The sequence below is a fragment of the Bacillus sp. 11C genome, from assembly GCF_055486375.1.
Window position 1 is genome coordinate 58,905 of sequence record NZ_JBUPVZ010000009.1, and the last position, 14,689, is coordinate 73,593.

Sequence of the window (14,689 nt, forward strand, 5' to 3'; positions counted from 1 at the left end):
GATGAAAACGACGTGAATGTATTCATTATCGGTAAAGGCGGAAGAGAACATACGCTGGCATGGAAGGCGGCGCAAAGCAGTCTCGTAGAGAACGTATTTGCAGCTCCAGGAAATGACGGTATGGCTGATTCCGCACAGCTTGTAAACATTGAGGAAAGCGATCACGCCGGGCTTGTCTCGTTTGCAAAAGAGAATCAGGTCGGCCTGACCATCGTTGGCCCCGAGGTTCCTTTAATAGAAGGTCTGGTGGATGAATTCGAAAAGGCCGGTCTGCGTGTGTTCGGCCCGTCAAAAGCCGCTGCGATCATCGAAGGCAGCAAACAGTTCGCTAAGGATTTAATGAAGAAATACGATATTCCGACCGCAGAATACGACACGTTCACATCCTTTAAAGAGGCAAAGGCATATGTGCAGGAAAAAGGCGCTCCGATTGTCATAAAAGCAGATGGACTTGCGGCTGGAAAAGGCGTAACCGTTGCTATGACAGAGGAAGAAGCGATTGCATGTCTGCATGATTTTCTTGAGGATGAAAAATTCGGTGATGCGAGCGCGTCTGTTGTCATTGAAGAATTTCTTTCCGGCGAAGAATTTTCTCTGATGGCATTCGTCAAAGGAGAAAAGGTGTATCCAATGGTGATTGCCCAAGATCACAAGCGGGCGTTTGATGGAGACAAAGGCCCGAATACGGGCGGAATGGGCGCTTACTCTCCAGTTCCGCAAATTTCAGAAGAAACCGTCCGCCATGCGGTGGAAACGATCGTCAAACCGACTGCAAAAGCAATGGTACAAGAAGGCCGTTCCTTCACTGGCGTTTTGTACGCGGGATTGATGCTCACTGAAAACGGCTCAAAAGTCATTGAATTTAATGCCCGTTTTGGCGACCCGGAAACACAGGTCGTGCTTCCGCGCATGGAATCTGATCTGGTACAGGTGCTTCTTGATCTTTTAGAAGATAAAGAAGTCGACTTGAAATGGAAGGATACCGCGGCAGTGAGTGTGGTGCTTGCTTCAGAAGGGTACCCGGAAAGCTATGCAAAGGGCACGCCGATCGGCAGCCTTGCAGCGGAAACTGATCAGGTTGTGGTCTTTCATGCCGGAACGAAAGCAGAAGGCGGAGAGTTCATCACAAACGGCGGCCGCGTCGCCAATGTGACGGCTTTTGATGAAACATTTGAAGCGGCGAGAGACCGAGTGTACAAAGCCGTTGATGAGATCATCAAGCCGGGACTCTTTTTCAGAAAAGACATTGGGGCACGCGCTTTAAAGGCGGCCCAAAAATAAAGTGAAGAAAACCCGCAGAGGTTGAACTGCGGGTTTTTTGTTATACAAAAGCTGGATGGTGAGCGGAAGAAGAAAGCACAACCAACGTAGTCGGTTTTCCGTGGGCCATCGAGGCGTCAATAAAATCTTCAAGCGTATGTACCGATTCTGTCACCACTTTTGTCACATAGCTGTACATCCCTGTAATGCGGTGGTTTTCTGTCACATCCGGGTGCGCTGTGGCAAAGGCGGCGTAGTGTTTGCAGCTTTTCGGTTCCATCAGGATAAAAGCGGTGACATGCTTGTTTAGTTTTTCGTAACAAATATTCGCGCTGTAGCCGGTAATCACTCCTTTGTCTTCCAGCTTCCTGACACGTTCCGCCGCGCTTGGAGAGCTGAGTCCGACAAGCTTTCCCAGCTCAACCATCGTTAATCTGCCATTTCGCTGCAAATACGAGAGGATGTGAAGGTCTGTATCGTCCATTTGTCTGGCTCCTTTACATGTTTAAGAGAATTCGTGAAAATTCCTTTTATCATAAGGTGATGCTGTCGATTTAACTTAATTGTAGCATATGGATGCCGTCTTATTTTTCCTATAATAAAGCCATCAACGGGAGAGGAGGCATCATGTTGCCAGAATTGCAGCGTTCGATCACTTGGATACAAGGGACGGCATTAACGATTGGGGCCGTTTTAGGCTGCGGGATATTAATTCTGCCGTCTGTCACAGCTGACGCAGCCGGTCCTGCTTCTTTATTTGTTTGGGTGTTCATGTCTTTCTTATCATTTCTTCTTGTCGGCACGCTGGCCCGGCTTGTGAAAATAGCGCCCAGCGCGGGAGGAATCACGGCTTATGTGCAGTTGGCTTTTCAGAAAAAAGCCGGAACGGTTTTGGGCTGGATCATGTTAGGGTCCGTTCCGATCGGTGTTCCTGTCATCGCTTTGACTGGCGCGCATTACGTCAGTTACGTCACAGAGGCTTCGAATTGGCAGATTACATTGATTGCAGGTTGTATGTTGGGTGTCTCTATTTTGCTTCATATGAAAGGCATTCAACTATCCGCTAATATCAGTACACTCGTTATTTGTGTCATCATATTTCTGCTTGTCACTTCGATTGCCGTGTCATTTCCTCACGTCAAAGCAGCAGAATTCAAGCCGTTTCTTCCGCATGGCTGGTCTGCCGCAGGATCTGTTTCTGTTATGATTTTTTTCTCTTTTGTAGGCTGGGAAATGATTACCCCATTGGCTGAAGAGTTTACACATCCTGAAAAAGATGTCCCGCTCAGCTTGTTTTTAGCGGCAACTTGTGTGGCAGGGCTGTATATCATGCTGTCGTTTGTGACGATAGGGACTCATTCATACGGAGTGAATGGAGAAATTGCATCGCTTGCCATGCTCATATCAAAAGGAGTCGGTGAAGGCGGAGTATATGTAACGGTGTGTTTAGCACTGTTTATCACATTCGCCACCGTTCATGCTAATATTGCGGGTTTTTCCAGAATGGTGTATGCATTGGCGAGAGATGGGCACATTCCCGTATATTTCGGGAAACTCAGTGAGACAAAACTTACGCCTATCCGTGTATTAACAGCGCTGGCCGCAGTGTTTGGCTTCGTGCTTGCGGCATATGGCCTGTTTCAAACCGATTTAACGACACTGTTAAAAGGGCCGAGTGCAGCATTCATCGCATCTTACATATGTACAATGGCGGCAGCGCTAAAACTGTTGAGCTGGAGAGATTCAGGCTGGTGGATGGCGTTAGGGGCTTTTGCGGTGTGCGCAGTGATTTACTCATTCAGCGGCTGGGCAGTCCTTTATCCAGCAGCACTGGCAGCTGCAGGATATTTCTATATGAAGACAAAGAAATGTCATGAGAAAAAGCCTGATCACGTTTCGTGATCAAGCTTTTTTCGTTTATCTGTCTTGATGCTCTTGTTCGTTAAGACCGGAAGCGCTGTTTTGAAACATGTAGGTCACAGGGCAGAAGCGCAGGATTCCCGATCCTGCTTTCATGGCCCCCATAAAGATGTAAAAGAGGTGCATTCTGCACCAAGGCTTTTTCGTAAACTTTGCGCTGGCGGCTGACATAATCGTCAATCCGCAGGCGATTCTAAAGACGGCATTGATAAGACTGATGTTTGGCTTCATGAAAATCCGCTCCTTTTTAATTAAAAAAGTTTTTTAATTGAACCTTCAAAAATTTGTAACGTTTTTATCGTGCGTGATGAGGGAGGATGTGATAACATGAGTCTAATACATGTAAAGGAGAGTATGTGAATGTCCGAACGCACCTTTAACTGGAAAAACAAAGACATCAGGGCACAGGTTGATGTTGTAGACTCAAAGCTGCTTCCAACGCTCCTTTTACGGAATGCTCTCGTCTTAAATCCATATGTAAAACAATGGCTGAAAAAAAACATTTGGATTTATCAGGACCGCATTGTTTATGTGGGTCATGAACTTCCGAATAGAGCCGAAGAAATTCATACAATTGATTGTGAAGGAAAATACATTGTGCCAGGGTATATCGAACCGCACGCACATCCTTTTCAAATATATAATCCCCAAACGCTGGCGGAATATGTGTCTCAATACGGAACAACGACATTTGTGAATGATAACTTATTTTTGCTTTTACAAAGCGGAAAAAAGAAAGCGCTTACTATTTTAAATGAACTCAAAAAGCAGCCTGTTCAATATTTTTGGTGGTCACGTTATGACCTCCAAACCGAAGTTCTGAACGAGGATCATGTTCTTTCGTTTGATGTCAGAAAGCAGTGGATTGAACATCCGGATGTGATTCAAGGCGGAGAAATGACCGGATGGCCGCGTTTGGTAGATGGTGATGATTTAATGCTTCACTGCATGCAAGCTACAAAGAAGCAGAGAAAACGCATTGAAGGGCATTTTCCCGGCGCTTCAAATAAAACGCTTACAAAAATGAAGCTGTTCGGAGCGGATTGTGATCATGAAGCGATGACAGGTGATGAAGTGATGAGAAGGCTGGAACTGGGCTACTATGTTTCCCTTCGGAACTCTTCCATTCGCCCTGATGTAAGAAAAATCTTGCGGGAGCTGCATGAGAAGGGTTTCCGCTATTATGACCATTTCTTTTACACGACAGACGGCGCGACGCCTAATTTCTATAAAAGCGGCATGACAAACGAGCTGATCCGCATCGCGTTAGAAGAAGGAGTCCCGGCAATCGACGCCTACAATATGGCATCATTTAATATTGCAAAGTATTATCAAATGGATGATTATTTAGGAGTTGTCGGACCGGGAAGGCTGGCATCGCTGAACGTACTAGAAGATCCGTTAAATCCCAATCCCGTGACCGTTCTCTCAAAAGGGGCCATCCTTCGTGAAGATGGCTGTGATTTGAAGGCGTTTACAAAGACGGGCTGGAGCAAAGGCGGTCTTGTCCCGCTTGAGCTTTCATATGATATGACGATGGATGATTTACAGTTTTCCATGCCGATGGGCGTGAAAATGCGGAATGCGGTCATTATGGAGCCGTATATGATTGAGATCGACAATTCGATGGAACAGCTCTCGTTTGACCATGATGAAAGTTATTTGACGATGCTTGACAGACATGGGAAATGGCGTGTCAATACGATGATAAAAGGCTTTGCCTCAAGCGTGCAGGGATTTGTGAGCTCCTTTACGACGACAGGTGATATTGTCGCGATCGGAAAAAATAAAGCGGATATGCTGCTCGCTTTCGCCCGCATGAAAGAGATCGGAGGAGGAATCGTTCTTGCGGAAAACGGGAACATTCTGCATGAAATTCCGCTTGCGCTGTGCGGCTGCGCCTCTTCGGAAGCGTATGAAGACGTGCTGGAGAAGGAACAAAAGCTGAAAGATCTTTTGACTGAAAGAGGTTACGAGTTTTGTGATCCCGTCTATACGCTGCTCTTTTTGCAAAGTACGCACCTTCCGTATATACGCATCACGCCTAGAGGAATCTTCGACGTCATGAAAAAAACTGTACTCTTTCCATCGATAATGCGTTAAAATATAAAAGAGCGGGGAGCCGACATATGAAAAAATGGATGACAGTTTGCGTGCTGTGTATCGTGTTTTTTCTGCTGGTATCCTGCCAGCAGAAGGATGCTGTCCCGGATTCTGCAAAGAAGCCGAAAGCTCCTTTGACAGGACTGGAGACGGAACAGAAGGTGACTGAACGCCGGCCTGTTGCTGTTATGGTGAATAATCACCCGAAGGCGAGGCCGCAGTCAGGACTGTCTAAAGCCGATATTGTCATAGAAGCGCTTGCCGAAGGGCAAATTACGAGATTTTTGGCCATTTTCCAAAGCCAGATGCCCGAAACTGTCGGGCCTGTGCGGAGCGCGCGGGAATATTTCATCACTCTCAGCAATGGCTTTGACAGCATATTTGTCCATCACGGCTGGAGTCCCGGCGCCAAAGAGCAGCTGGAATCCGGAGCTGCCGATTATATGAACGGATTGGATTTTGACGGAAGCTTATTTTGGAGAGCTGATTTCAGCGAACCGCCCCACAATTCCTACACGTCTTATGATTACATAAAAAAGGCGGCGGAGCAAATGGGATATGAGCTGAAGCAGAAAACAGATCCGCTGCTGTTTCAAACATCAGAAGCAAAACCTGCAAATGACTTTTACAATGTTCGGGTAGATTATGGAACAAAGAACGTTACGAATCTTGTCGAATACAACTATGATAAAAAAGCCGAAGCTTATACAAGAAGCTCTGATGGTGTCATTACGACAGACCGGGAAACCGGAAAGCCGGTTGCAATGCAGAATATTTTCATTGTTGAAGCCAGCCATCATATTATTGATCAAGATGGAAGGCGGGACATCGATCTAGAATCAGGGGGGAAAGGTCTGTTGTTTCAGCGCGGAAACGTTATTGAAACAGACTGGAAACAAGTAAACGGCAGAATTGTGCCGGTAAAAGGCGGCAAATGGCTGCCGCTTGTGCCCGGAAAAACTTGGATCAATATCGTGCCTGATCTCGATGCGGCTTCCATTAGTAAAGGAGAAGGTGTGTAACGATGCAAATCGATAAATTACGCGGCAAAGAGCTGGACCAGTTATTCAACTCGATCTTATCGCTGAAAGACCTGGAGGAATGTTACCGGTTCTTCGATGATCTTTGCACAATTAACGAAATTCAATCGCTGGCTCAGCGCCTAGAAGTGGCGCGCATGCTTCGCGAAGGTAACACGTATCATAAGATTGAAACAGAAACAGGCGCTTCCACGGCTACGATTTCCCGTGTGAAACGCTGCTTAAATTACGGAAATGACGCTTATGAAATGGCGCTTGACCGTGTGAAGGAGACGGAAACAGGGTCTTCTTCAAAATAACAAAGAGCCGCCCTGCCGTTTGGCATGGGCGGTTTCTTTATGAAACAAATTGGTTGATCAGTTTGTTGATGTCGATGATGCTTCCGTCTTCTTTTCGATAGACAACATGCTCCTTGGAAAAGTGGATGGGCGAATTGATGCCGGCTGCGGCTGCGAGATTAAACAGTCCCTCGCGCAGCGAAATGACGTAGTTGCAGACACGATGCTGTTTTTCCTCAACGCTCAGTGCTTGTTGCAGTTTTGGATCTGTTGTCGCTACACCTGCCGGACATGTGTTGGTGTGGCAGACGAGGGCGCGGATACAGCCGACAGAAAACATCATCCCACGGGCAATATTGACAAAGTCAGCGCCGAGGGCTAAGGCGACCGCAATTTTGTCAGGAGTCAGGAGCTTTCCGGAAGCAAAGATTTTCAGTTGGCCGCGCAATCCGTATTGTCTAAGCAGTGTATCAACCATAGGCAGCGCTGTCATAATCGGAAGGCCGACTGTGTCAGCGAGCTCATAAAAGGAAGCGCCAGTACCGCCTTCACTCCCGTCTATCGTAATAAAATCCGGATGCTTTCCGCTTTTCTGCATATAAGAGAAAAGCTCGTGCAATTCGTCAGGGTGGCCTGCGACAAGTTTGATTCCCACAGGCTTTTGCCCGACATCTCTAAGTTTCTCAATAAAGTCGAGCATTTCAGGAGCGTTTGAAAATTCATGAAAGCGGTTCGGGCTGTCAATTGATTTCCCGGGTTCGACATTCCGGATGTCTGCCACTTCCTCTGATACTTTGGCGCCATCCACATGGCCTCCGCGGGTTTTCGCTCCTTGCGCCAGCTTTAGCTCAAACGCTTTAATTTGGCCAAGCCTGCTTTTTCTTTTAAACTCCTCCCATGAAAATTCTCCGTTTCTTTTGCGCACACCGAAAAGACCCGGCCCGATTTGGCAAATGATATCGGCGCCGCCCTTTAAGTGATACTCAGATAATCCCCCTTCACCGGTATTCATCCATGTGCCGCCAGCCTGATGAAGCCCTTTTGAGAGCGCCGTAATCGCTCGTTCTCCAAGGGAACCGTAGCTCATGGCGGACTGGCCGACTAATCCCTTCACATAAAAAGGCTTCTCGCATGTATGGGAGCCGATCACCTGCACATCATCAGGGTGGAGATAATACGGATCGGCCTTGATTTGTTCGGTGTGTTCCTTTCGTTTGAACAGATTGTCAGCTTCGATTTCATAGATTTGGGTTTCAATTTTAGGCGTTTGGTTTACGTGCAATTCTTTTTTTTGTTTCGGAAATAGAGCATTACGGATATAAAAGCCTGGTTTGTCAAAATCTTTTACAGATCCAAAGCCCATCATTCTGCTTTTGTATTTGCCCGAGATAACGGTTTGTTCATATTCCTTTCGTGAAAAGGGCCTGCCCTCATTGTCATTGCTGAATAAATACTGCCTGAGTTCCGGCCCGATTTTTTCAAGGATATATCGAAATCTTCCTAGCAAGGGGTAGTTGCGGAGGATCGAATGCTCCTGCTGTTTTTCATCCTTTATGTAGATCCAGACAAACAAAACGATGGGGATGGCAATGATCCCGATAAGAAATGCGATAAGTGCAATGATGAAGGTTTCCATCTGTCAGCCTCCCTTTTTTATGTAACCTTTTCCACAGTTGAGCGTTTTCCAAACAATAACAGAAGGGAGTCATTTGCCTAGGCCTTGAAGCTATTGAAGGCTTTTTGAAGCTTTCTTTTTTTATGAAAAAAGAATCAAAACACCTTTTTCAGTGAATAACGAGATTAACGGCTTTTTCCGTTTTTCCACGCTATGTGAATTTGTTATAATGTTTAAATGGTAACAAACGAATGGAGGAACGTATGACGTGTACGATGTAACGGAGTGGAAGCATGTCTTTAAACTCGATCCAAATAAAGATTTGCCTGATGAACAGCTGGAGATTCTTTGTGAATCAGGAACGGATGCGGTCATAATCGGAGGAAGCGATGGTGTGACAGAGGACAATGTCCTGCGCATGATGTCTAAGGTGAGACGGTTTTTAGTGCCGTGTGTCCTTGAGGTGTCAGCGATTGAAGCGATCGTTCCCGGCTTTGACTTATATTTTATTCCGAGTGTATTAAATAGTAAAAATGCGGACTGGATTGTCGGAATGCACCAGAAGGCCATGAAGGAATTCGGAGAACTGATGTCTATGGAAGAAATCGTGGCGGAAGGCTACTGCATTGCAAATCCGGATTGCAAAGCCGCGGCATTGACTGAAGCGCAAGCCGATCTGAGTATTGACGATATTGCCGCCTATGCGCGTGTGTCTGAGCTGCTGCATCTTCCCATTTTTTATTTGGAATACAGCGGTATGCTTGGAGACATAGAAGCCGTGAAGAAAACGAAGGCTGTATTGGAAACGTCCACCCTGTTTTACGGCGGCGGCATCAAGGACGCGGAAACGGCAAAGCAGTATGCAGAGCATGCGGACGTGGTTGTTGTAGGCAATGCGGTGTATGAAGATTTTGACCGGGCTTTAAAAACAGTAGCGGCTGTGAAAGGCGAGTAGTAAATTGTACGGATTTGGTTTATGATAGAACATATGTTTTGTATAGGCGGGTGAAAGATTTTGAATTACATTAGCAATCAATTATTAAGCGGACTAAACCCTGTTCAGCAGGAAGCTGTAAAAACAACGGACGGGCCCCTCTTGCTGATGGCGGGAGCGGGAAGCGGAAAGACGCGTGTTCTGACACACAGAATCGCTTTTTTAATGGCGGAAAAACATGTGGCGCCGTGGAACATTCTGGCGATCACATTTACAAATAAAGCGGCACGAGAAATGAAAGAACGTGTGGAAAGCATTCTCGGACCGGGCGCTGACGATATCTGGATTTCCACATTCCACAGCATGTGCGTGCGGATTTTGCGCAGGGATATCGACCGGATCGGGATCAACCGCAATTTCTCCATCCTTGATACGGCGGACCAGCTTTCGGTCATCAAAGGGATTTTAAAGGAACGCAATCTTGATCCGAAAAAGTTTGATCCGAGAAGCATCCTGGGCACGATCAGCGGTGCGAAAAACGAATTGACCGAACCGGAGGAATTCTCTAAGGTTGCCGGCGGCTACTACGATCAGGTGGTCAGCGATGTGTATGTTGATTATCAGAAGAAGCTTTTAAAAAACCAGTCGCTCGATTTCGACGATTTAATTATGACAACGATTAAACTGTTTGACCGTGTGCCGGAAGTGCTTGAATTTTATCAGCGCAAATTCCAGTACATCCATGTTGATGAATATCAGGATACGAACAGAGCCCAATACATGCTTGTTAAGCAGCTTGCGGAGCGTTTCCAAAACCTTTGCGTGGTCGGGGACTCTGATCAGTCGATCTACAGATGGCGCGGCGCGGATATCACCAACATCCTTTCGTTTGAAAAAGATTATCCGAACGCAAGCGTGATTTTGCTTGAACAAAACTACCGGTCAACGAAACGGATTTTGAGCGCGGCTAACGAGGTCATCAAAAACAACTCAAACCGCAAACCGAAAAATCTGTGGACGGAAAACGATGATGGCGTCAAAATTGCTTACTACCGCGGAGATAACGAGTTCGGCGAAGGACAGTTTGTTGCCGGTAAAATTTATCAGCTTCACAGCTCGGGCAAGCGGAAGCTGTCGGATATCGCCATTTTGTACCGGACAAACGCTCAGTCCCGTGTAATTGAGGAAACGCTTCTCAAAGCTGGCTTGAACTATAACATTGTCGGCGGCACAAAGTTCTATGACAGAAAAGAAATTAAAGACATTCTCGCGTACCTGCGCCTCGTATCCAACCCGGATGACGATATCAGCTTCACACGTATTGTCAACGTGCCGAAGCGCGGAGTCGGCGCCACTTCACTTGAAAAAATCGCTTCGTATGCGGCGATGAACGGCTTGTCGTTTTTCCAAGCGATTCAGCAGGTTGATTTTATCGGCGTCAGCGCTAAGGCGGCCAACGCGCTCGACAGCTTCAGACAGATGATTGAGAACCTGACCAATATGCAGGACTACTTGTCCATTACAGAGCTGACAGAAGAAATTCTCGATAAGACCGAATACAGAGAAATGCTGAAGGCTGAGAAATCAATCGAAGCCCAAAGCCGTTTAGAAAACATCGACGAGTTCCTGTCTGTCACGAAAAACTTTGAACAGAAAAGTGAAGACAAGACACTTGTTGCGTTCCTGACAGATTTGGCACTGATCGCCGATATCGATCAGCTCGACCAGAAAGAAGAGGAATCCGGCGGCAAGGATGCAATCACTCTGATGACGCTGCACGCCGCAAAAGGACTGGAGTTCCCGGTTGTTTTCTTGATGGGGCTTGAAGAAGGCGTCTTCCCGCACAGCCGTTCTCTCATGGAGGAAGCGGAAATGGAAGAAGAACGCCGTCTTGCTTACGTTGGGATTACAAGAGCGGAGCAGGAGCTTTATCTGACCAACGCCAAAATGCGCACCTTGTTTGGCCGAACAAATATGAACCCGGAATCTCGCTTTATTGCTGAAATACCGGATGATTTATTGGAAAACCTAAATGAGAAAAAAGAAACGAGAGCGCCGTCTGCGAGAAAAATGCAGCCGAGACGCGGTCCTGTTTCACGTCCGGTATCCTACGCCGGCAAAACAGGCGGTGACTCCTTAAACTGGGCAGTTGGAGATAAGGCGGGCCATAAAAAATGGGGAACAGGAACTGTCGTCAGTGTGAAAGGCGAAGGAGAAGGGACGGAGCTTGATATCGCCTTCCCGAGCCCTGTCGGCGTAAAACGCCTATTAGCGGCATTCGCTCCTATTGAAAAGCAGTAATTGAAGAGGAAAGGAAGAAGCAGATGGACCAAGAAACAGCGAAGCAGCGGGCAGAAGAACTGCGCCGCACCATCAACAAGTATAGCTATGAATATTACACCTTAGATGAACCGAGCGTCCCTGATGCCGAATACGACAGATTGATGCAGGAGCTGATTGCGATCGAGGAGGGGCATCCAGACCTCAGAACGCCTGACTCTCCTACGCAGCGTGTCGGCGGAGCCGTGCTTGAAGCGTTTCAGAAAGTCACTCACGGCACGCCGATGCTCAGTTTGGGCAACGCCTTTAATGCCGATGATCTCCGTGATTTCGACCGCCGGGTGCGTCAGGCGGTCGGTGACGATGTGGCGTATAATGTGGAGCTGAAAATAGACGGTCTTGCTGTTTCTCTCCGTTATGAAGACGGCTATTTTGCCAGAGGCGCCACAAGAGGTGACGGCACGACTGGTGAGGATATTACGGAGAATCTGAAGACGATCCGCAATATCCCGCTCAAAATGAAACGTGATCTGTCCATCGAAGTGCGCGGCGAGGCGTATATGCCGAAGCCTTCGTTTGAAGCGCTCAATGAGGAACGGATCAAAAATGAAGAAGAACCGTTTGCCAATCCGCGAAATGCCGCCGCGGGCTCACTCAGACAGCTCGATCCGAAAATTGCGGCGAAACGAAATCTCGATATCTTCGTCTACAGTATAGCGGAGCTTGATGAAATTGGGGTGGAGACGCAAAGCCAGGGACTTGATTTTCTCGATGAAATCGGATTTAAAACGAATCAGGAGCGACAAAAATGCGGCAGCATAGAAGAAGTCATCGCGCTGATCGATGAGTTTCAGGCTAAGCGCGCTGACCTCCCGTATGAAATTGACGGCATCGTCATTAAAGTAGATTCCCTCGATCAGCAGGAGGAGCTCGGTTTTACGGCGAAAAGCCCGCGCTGGGCCATCGCGTATAAATTTCCTGCTGAAGAGGTCGTGACAAAGCTTCTCGATATCGAATTAAATGTCGGCAGAACGGGTGTCATTACGCCGACCGCGGTTCTCGAGCCGGTAAAAGTTGCCGGCACAACGGTCGCAAGAGCATCCCTGCATAATGAAGATTTAATTAAAGAGAAGGACATTCGGATCTTGGATAAGGTCGTCATCAAAAAAGCGGGCGATATCATTCCGGAAGTCGTAAACGTCCTAGTTGAACAGCGCACGGGAGAAGAAAAGGAATTCAGCATGCCGACGGAATGCCCGGAATGCGGAAGCGAGCTCGTTCGTATCGAAGGAGAAGTGGCGCTCCGCTGCATTAATCCTGAATGCCCCGCGCAAATCCGGGAAGGGCTGATCCATTTCGTTTCCCGCAATGCCATGAACATTGACGGGCTTGGCGAACGAGTCATCACACAGCTGTTTGAGGAGAACCTTGTTCGTAATGTGGCGGATTTGTATAAGCTGACAAAGGAACAGGTCATTCAGCTCGAACGAATGGGAGAAAAGTCCACTGAAAACCTGATCAGCTCCATCCAAAAATCAAAAGAAAATTCGTTTGAACGCTTGCTATTCGGACTCGGCATCCGTTTTATCGGCTCAAAGGCCGCAAAGACGCTCGCTATGCATTTTGAAAGTTTGGAGAACCTGAAAAAAGCTTCCAAAGAGGAGCTTCTCGCGATCGATGAAATCGGTGAAAAAATGGCTGACGCGGTCATCACTTATTTTCATAAAGAAGAAATGCTTGATCTCTTGAATGAACTTCAGGAGCTGGGCGTAAACACACTCTACAAAGGCCCGAAAAAAGTAAAAGCAGAGGACAGCGATTCTTACTTTGCCGGTAAAACAATTGTTCTGACAGGAAAGCTGGAAGAACTGTCTAGAAACGAAGCCAAAGCGCAAATCGAAGCGCTCGGCGGAAAGCTGACTGGAAGCGTCAGCAAAAACACAGACTTGGTCATCGCCGGAGAAGCGGCGGGAAGCAAGCTGACAAAAGCGCAAGAGCTGGACATTGAAGTGTGGAATGAAGAGCAGTTAATAGGAGAGCTAAAGAAATAAGAGGAGTGTTTTCTATTGAAAAAGACGTTGGCAATGGCGGCAACGGCGGCAGTGTTAATGCTGTCTGCCTGCTCGTCAGGTTTTGGGGGGGAGAAGGAGGAAGAGATCACGCAAAAGACAGCGAAATCGTCAGAAAAAGCGATTGTCCCGAAATATAATATCTCTGACTCCTATTACAAAATGGTGCTGCCATTTAAGGCGGGAAAAGCGCGAGGCTTGACGACGGAACAGCTGAATACAAGACTGGACATTGATGAGTTTGAAACAGGGCTGATGCGTCTTGCCCAAGATTCTTTCTCGACTGAAGATTACCTGTTCCAAGAAGGGCAATATTTAGATGAAGATACAGTATTAAGCTGGCTGGCACGGAAAAAAACAGGCTCAGATCTGAAAAAAGCCCAAAAAGAAGATAAAGACTTCAAAAATGAAGGATTGAACCCGGCGCTTCCAAGCTCCGGTTCAACAGAAGAGAAATACGAAAGCAGCCCGGTTTATTTAGCGTCCATGCTGGAGCACGATTATTTAGTCAGAAAAGACAAGAATTCCATCCAGCTTGGCGGCGTGATGATCGGACTGGCGTTGAACTCTGTGTATTACTATCGTGAAAAAACAGGCGACCCTCAAAAAGAGGTGGAGATTAAGGACAGCACGCTCCGCAAACAGGGAGAAAAAATCGCACAGGAGGTCATTAACCGCCTCCGTAAAAAAGATAACCTGAAGAATGTGCCGATCACCATCGCGCTTTACAAGCAGGCGTCAAAAACATCGATTGTACCGGGGAATTTCATCTCCAAAACAGAAGTCAAAGCAGGCTCCACGGATATCTCGAATTGGGATAACATCAATGAAACTTATGTTTTCTATCCGGCGGATACAACCACAGCAGAAAAATACCCGGATGACACCGAGGTCTTTAAGCGGTTCAAAAACTCAATCGAAGAGTATTTCCCGAACTACACAGGCGTTGTAGGTACAGCGTTGTATGAGAATGATGAAATGACGAAAATGAAGATCGACATTCCAATGCAATTCTATGGAAAAAGTGAAGTCGTCGCGTTTACCCAGTTCTTAACGGGTGAAGTGATGGATTACTACTCTAAGAGCTCACTTAATCTCGAAGTGAATATCACATCTTCAGATGGACAGGAAGCGGTCATTATCCGCAATGCAGGAGATAAAGAGCCGACTGTTCATATTTATGACTAAAA

General features: G+C 47.0%; 12 protein-coding genes. 9 read left to right on the top strand and 3 right to left on the bottom strand.

The features are described 5' to 3' along the window. The first annotated feature begins 12 nt into the window (after window positions 1-12). Window positions 13-1,281, top strand: coding sequence for a phosphoribosylamine--glycine ligase (purD, locus tag ACY3LV_RS13905; RefSeq protein WP_333561783.1), 1,269 nt, complete (start codon window positions 13-15; stop codon window positions 1,279-1,281). A 40-nt stretch (window positions 1,282-1,321) separates the two neighbouring features. Here purD and ACY3LV_RS13910 read toward each other — a convergent pair whose 3' ends face one another. Continuing rightward, the gene (locus ACY3LV_RS13910) at window positions 1,322-1,744 is read right to left on the bottom strand and encodes an Lrp/AsnC family transcriptional regulator (RefSeq protein ID WP_148963492.1); all 423 of its coding nucleotides are present in this window, start codon (window positions 1,742-1,744) and stop codon (window positions 1,322-1,324) included. 143 nt (window positions 1,745-1,887) lie between these two features. On the opposite strand from ACY3LV_RS13910, the gene ACY3LV_RS13915 reads away from it, so the two are divergent. Then, window positions 1,888-3,162 (top strand): amino acid permease, encoded by a 1,275-nt coding sequence (locus ACY3LV_RS13915; RefSeq protein ID WP_333561784.1) that lies wholly within the window; start codon window positions 1,888-1,890, stop codon window positions 3,160-3,162. Window positions 3,163-3,177: 15 nt separating this feature from the next. Here the strand turns inward: ACY3LV_RS13915 and ACY3LV_RS13920 are convergent, their stop codons facing one another. Next, window positions 3,178-3,411: a YgaP family membrane protein gene (locus ACY3LV_RS13920; RefSeq protein ID WP_148963494.1), complete on the bottom strand. Its 234-nt coding sequence runs from the start codon at window positions 3,409-3,411 to the stop codon at window positions 3,178-3,180. 129 nt (window positions 3,412-3,540) lie between these two features. On the opposite strand from ACY3LV_RS13920, the gene ACY3LV_RS13925 reads away from it, so the two are divergent. Genes ACY3LV_RS13925 through ACY3LV_RS13935 form a run of 3 tightly spaced genes read left to right on the top strand, consistent with a single transcriptional unit; the run spans window position 3,541 to window position 6,622 of the window. Then, window positions 3,541-5,283 (top strand): adenine deaminase, encoded by a 1,743-nt coding sequence (locus ACY3LV_RS13925; RefSeq protein WP_333561785.1) that lies wholly within the window; start codon window positions 3,541-3,543, stop codon window positions 5,281-5,283. Window positions 5,284-5,309: 26 nt separating this feature from the next. Next, window positions 5,310-6,305 (top strand): DUF3048 domain-containing protein, encoded by a 996-nt coding sequence (locus tag ACY3LV_RS13930; protein WP_333561786.1) that lies wholly within the window; start codon window positions 5,310-5,312, stop codon window positions 6,303-6,305. 2 nt (window positions 6,306-6,307) lie between these two features. Then, entirely contained in the window at window positions 6,308-6,622 is a 315-nt protein-coding gene (locus ACY3LV_RS13935) for a YerC/YecD family TrpR-related protein (protein ID WP_148963497.1), read from the top strand. A gap of 37 nt (window positions 6,623-6,659) precedes the next feature. Here ACY3LV_RS13935 and ACY3LV_RS13940 read toward each other — a convergent pair whose 3' ends face one another. After that, entirely contained in the window at window positions 6,660-8,237 is a 1,578-nt protein-coding gene (locus ACY3LV_RS13940) for an FMN-binding glutamate synthase family protein (RefSeq protein ID WP_333561787.1), read from the bottom strand. Between the two features lie 247 nt (window positions 8,238-8,484). On the opposite strand from ACY3LV_RS13940, the gene pcrB reads away from it, so the two are divergent. The 4 genes from pcrB to ACY3LV_RS13960 are packed head-to-tail and all read left to right on the top strand — an operon-like array spanning window position 8,485 to window position 14,687. Then, window positions 8,485-9,171 carry a heptaprenylglyceryl phosphate synthase gene (pcrB, locus tag ACY3LV_RS13945; RefSeq protein ID WP_333561788.1) on the top strand — a complete coding sequence of 229 codons (687 nt, stop codon included), beginning with the start codon at window positions 8,485-8,487 and terminating at the stop codon, window positions 9,169-9,171. Window positions 9,172-9,231: 60 nt separating this feature from the next. Then, the gene (gene pcrA / locus ACY3LV_RS13950; RefSeq protein WP_333561789.1) at window positions 9,232-11,451 is read left to right on the top strand and encodes a DNA helicase PcrA; all 2,220 of its coding nucleotides are present in this window, start codon (window positions 9,232-9,234) and stop codon (window positions 11,449-11,451) included. Window positions 11,452-11,474: 23 nt separating this feature from the next. Then, complete coding sequence (ligA, locus tag ACY3LV_RS13955; protein ID WP_333561790.1) at window positions 11,475-13,481, top strand: NAD-dependent DNA ligase LigA; 2,007 nt, start codon at window positions 11,475-11,477, stop codon at window positions 13,479-13,481. A 15-nt stretch (window positions 13,482-13,496) separates the two neighbouring features. Then, window positions 13,497-14,687 (top strand): CamS family sex pheromone protein, encoded by a 1,191-nt coding sequence (locus ACY3LV_RS13960; RefSeq protein WP_333518783.1) that lies wholly within the window; start codon window positions 13,497-13,499, stop codon window positions 14,685-14,687. The last annotated feature ends 2 nt before the right edge of the window (window positions 14,688-14,689 follow it).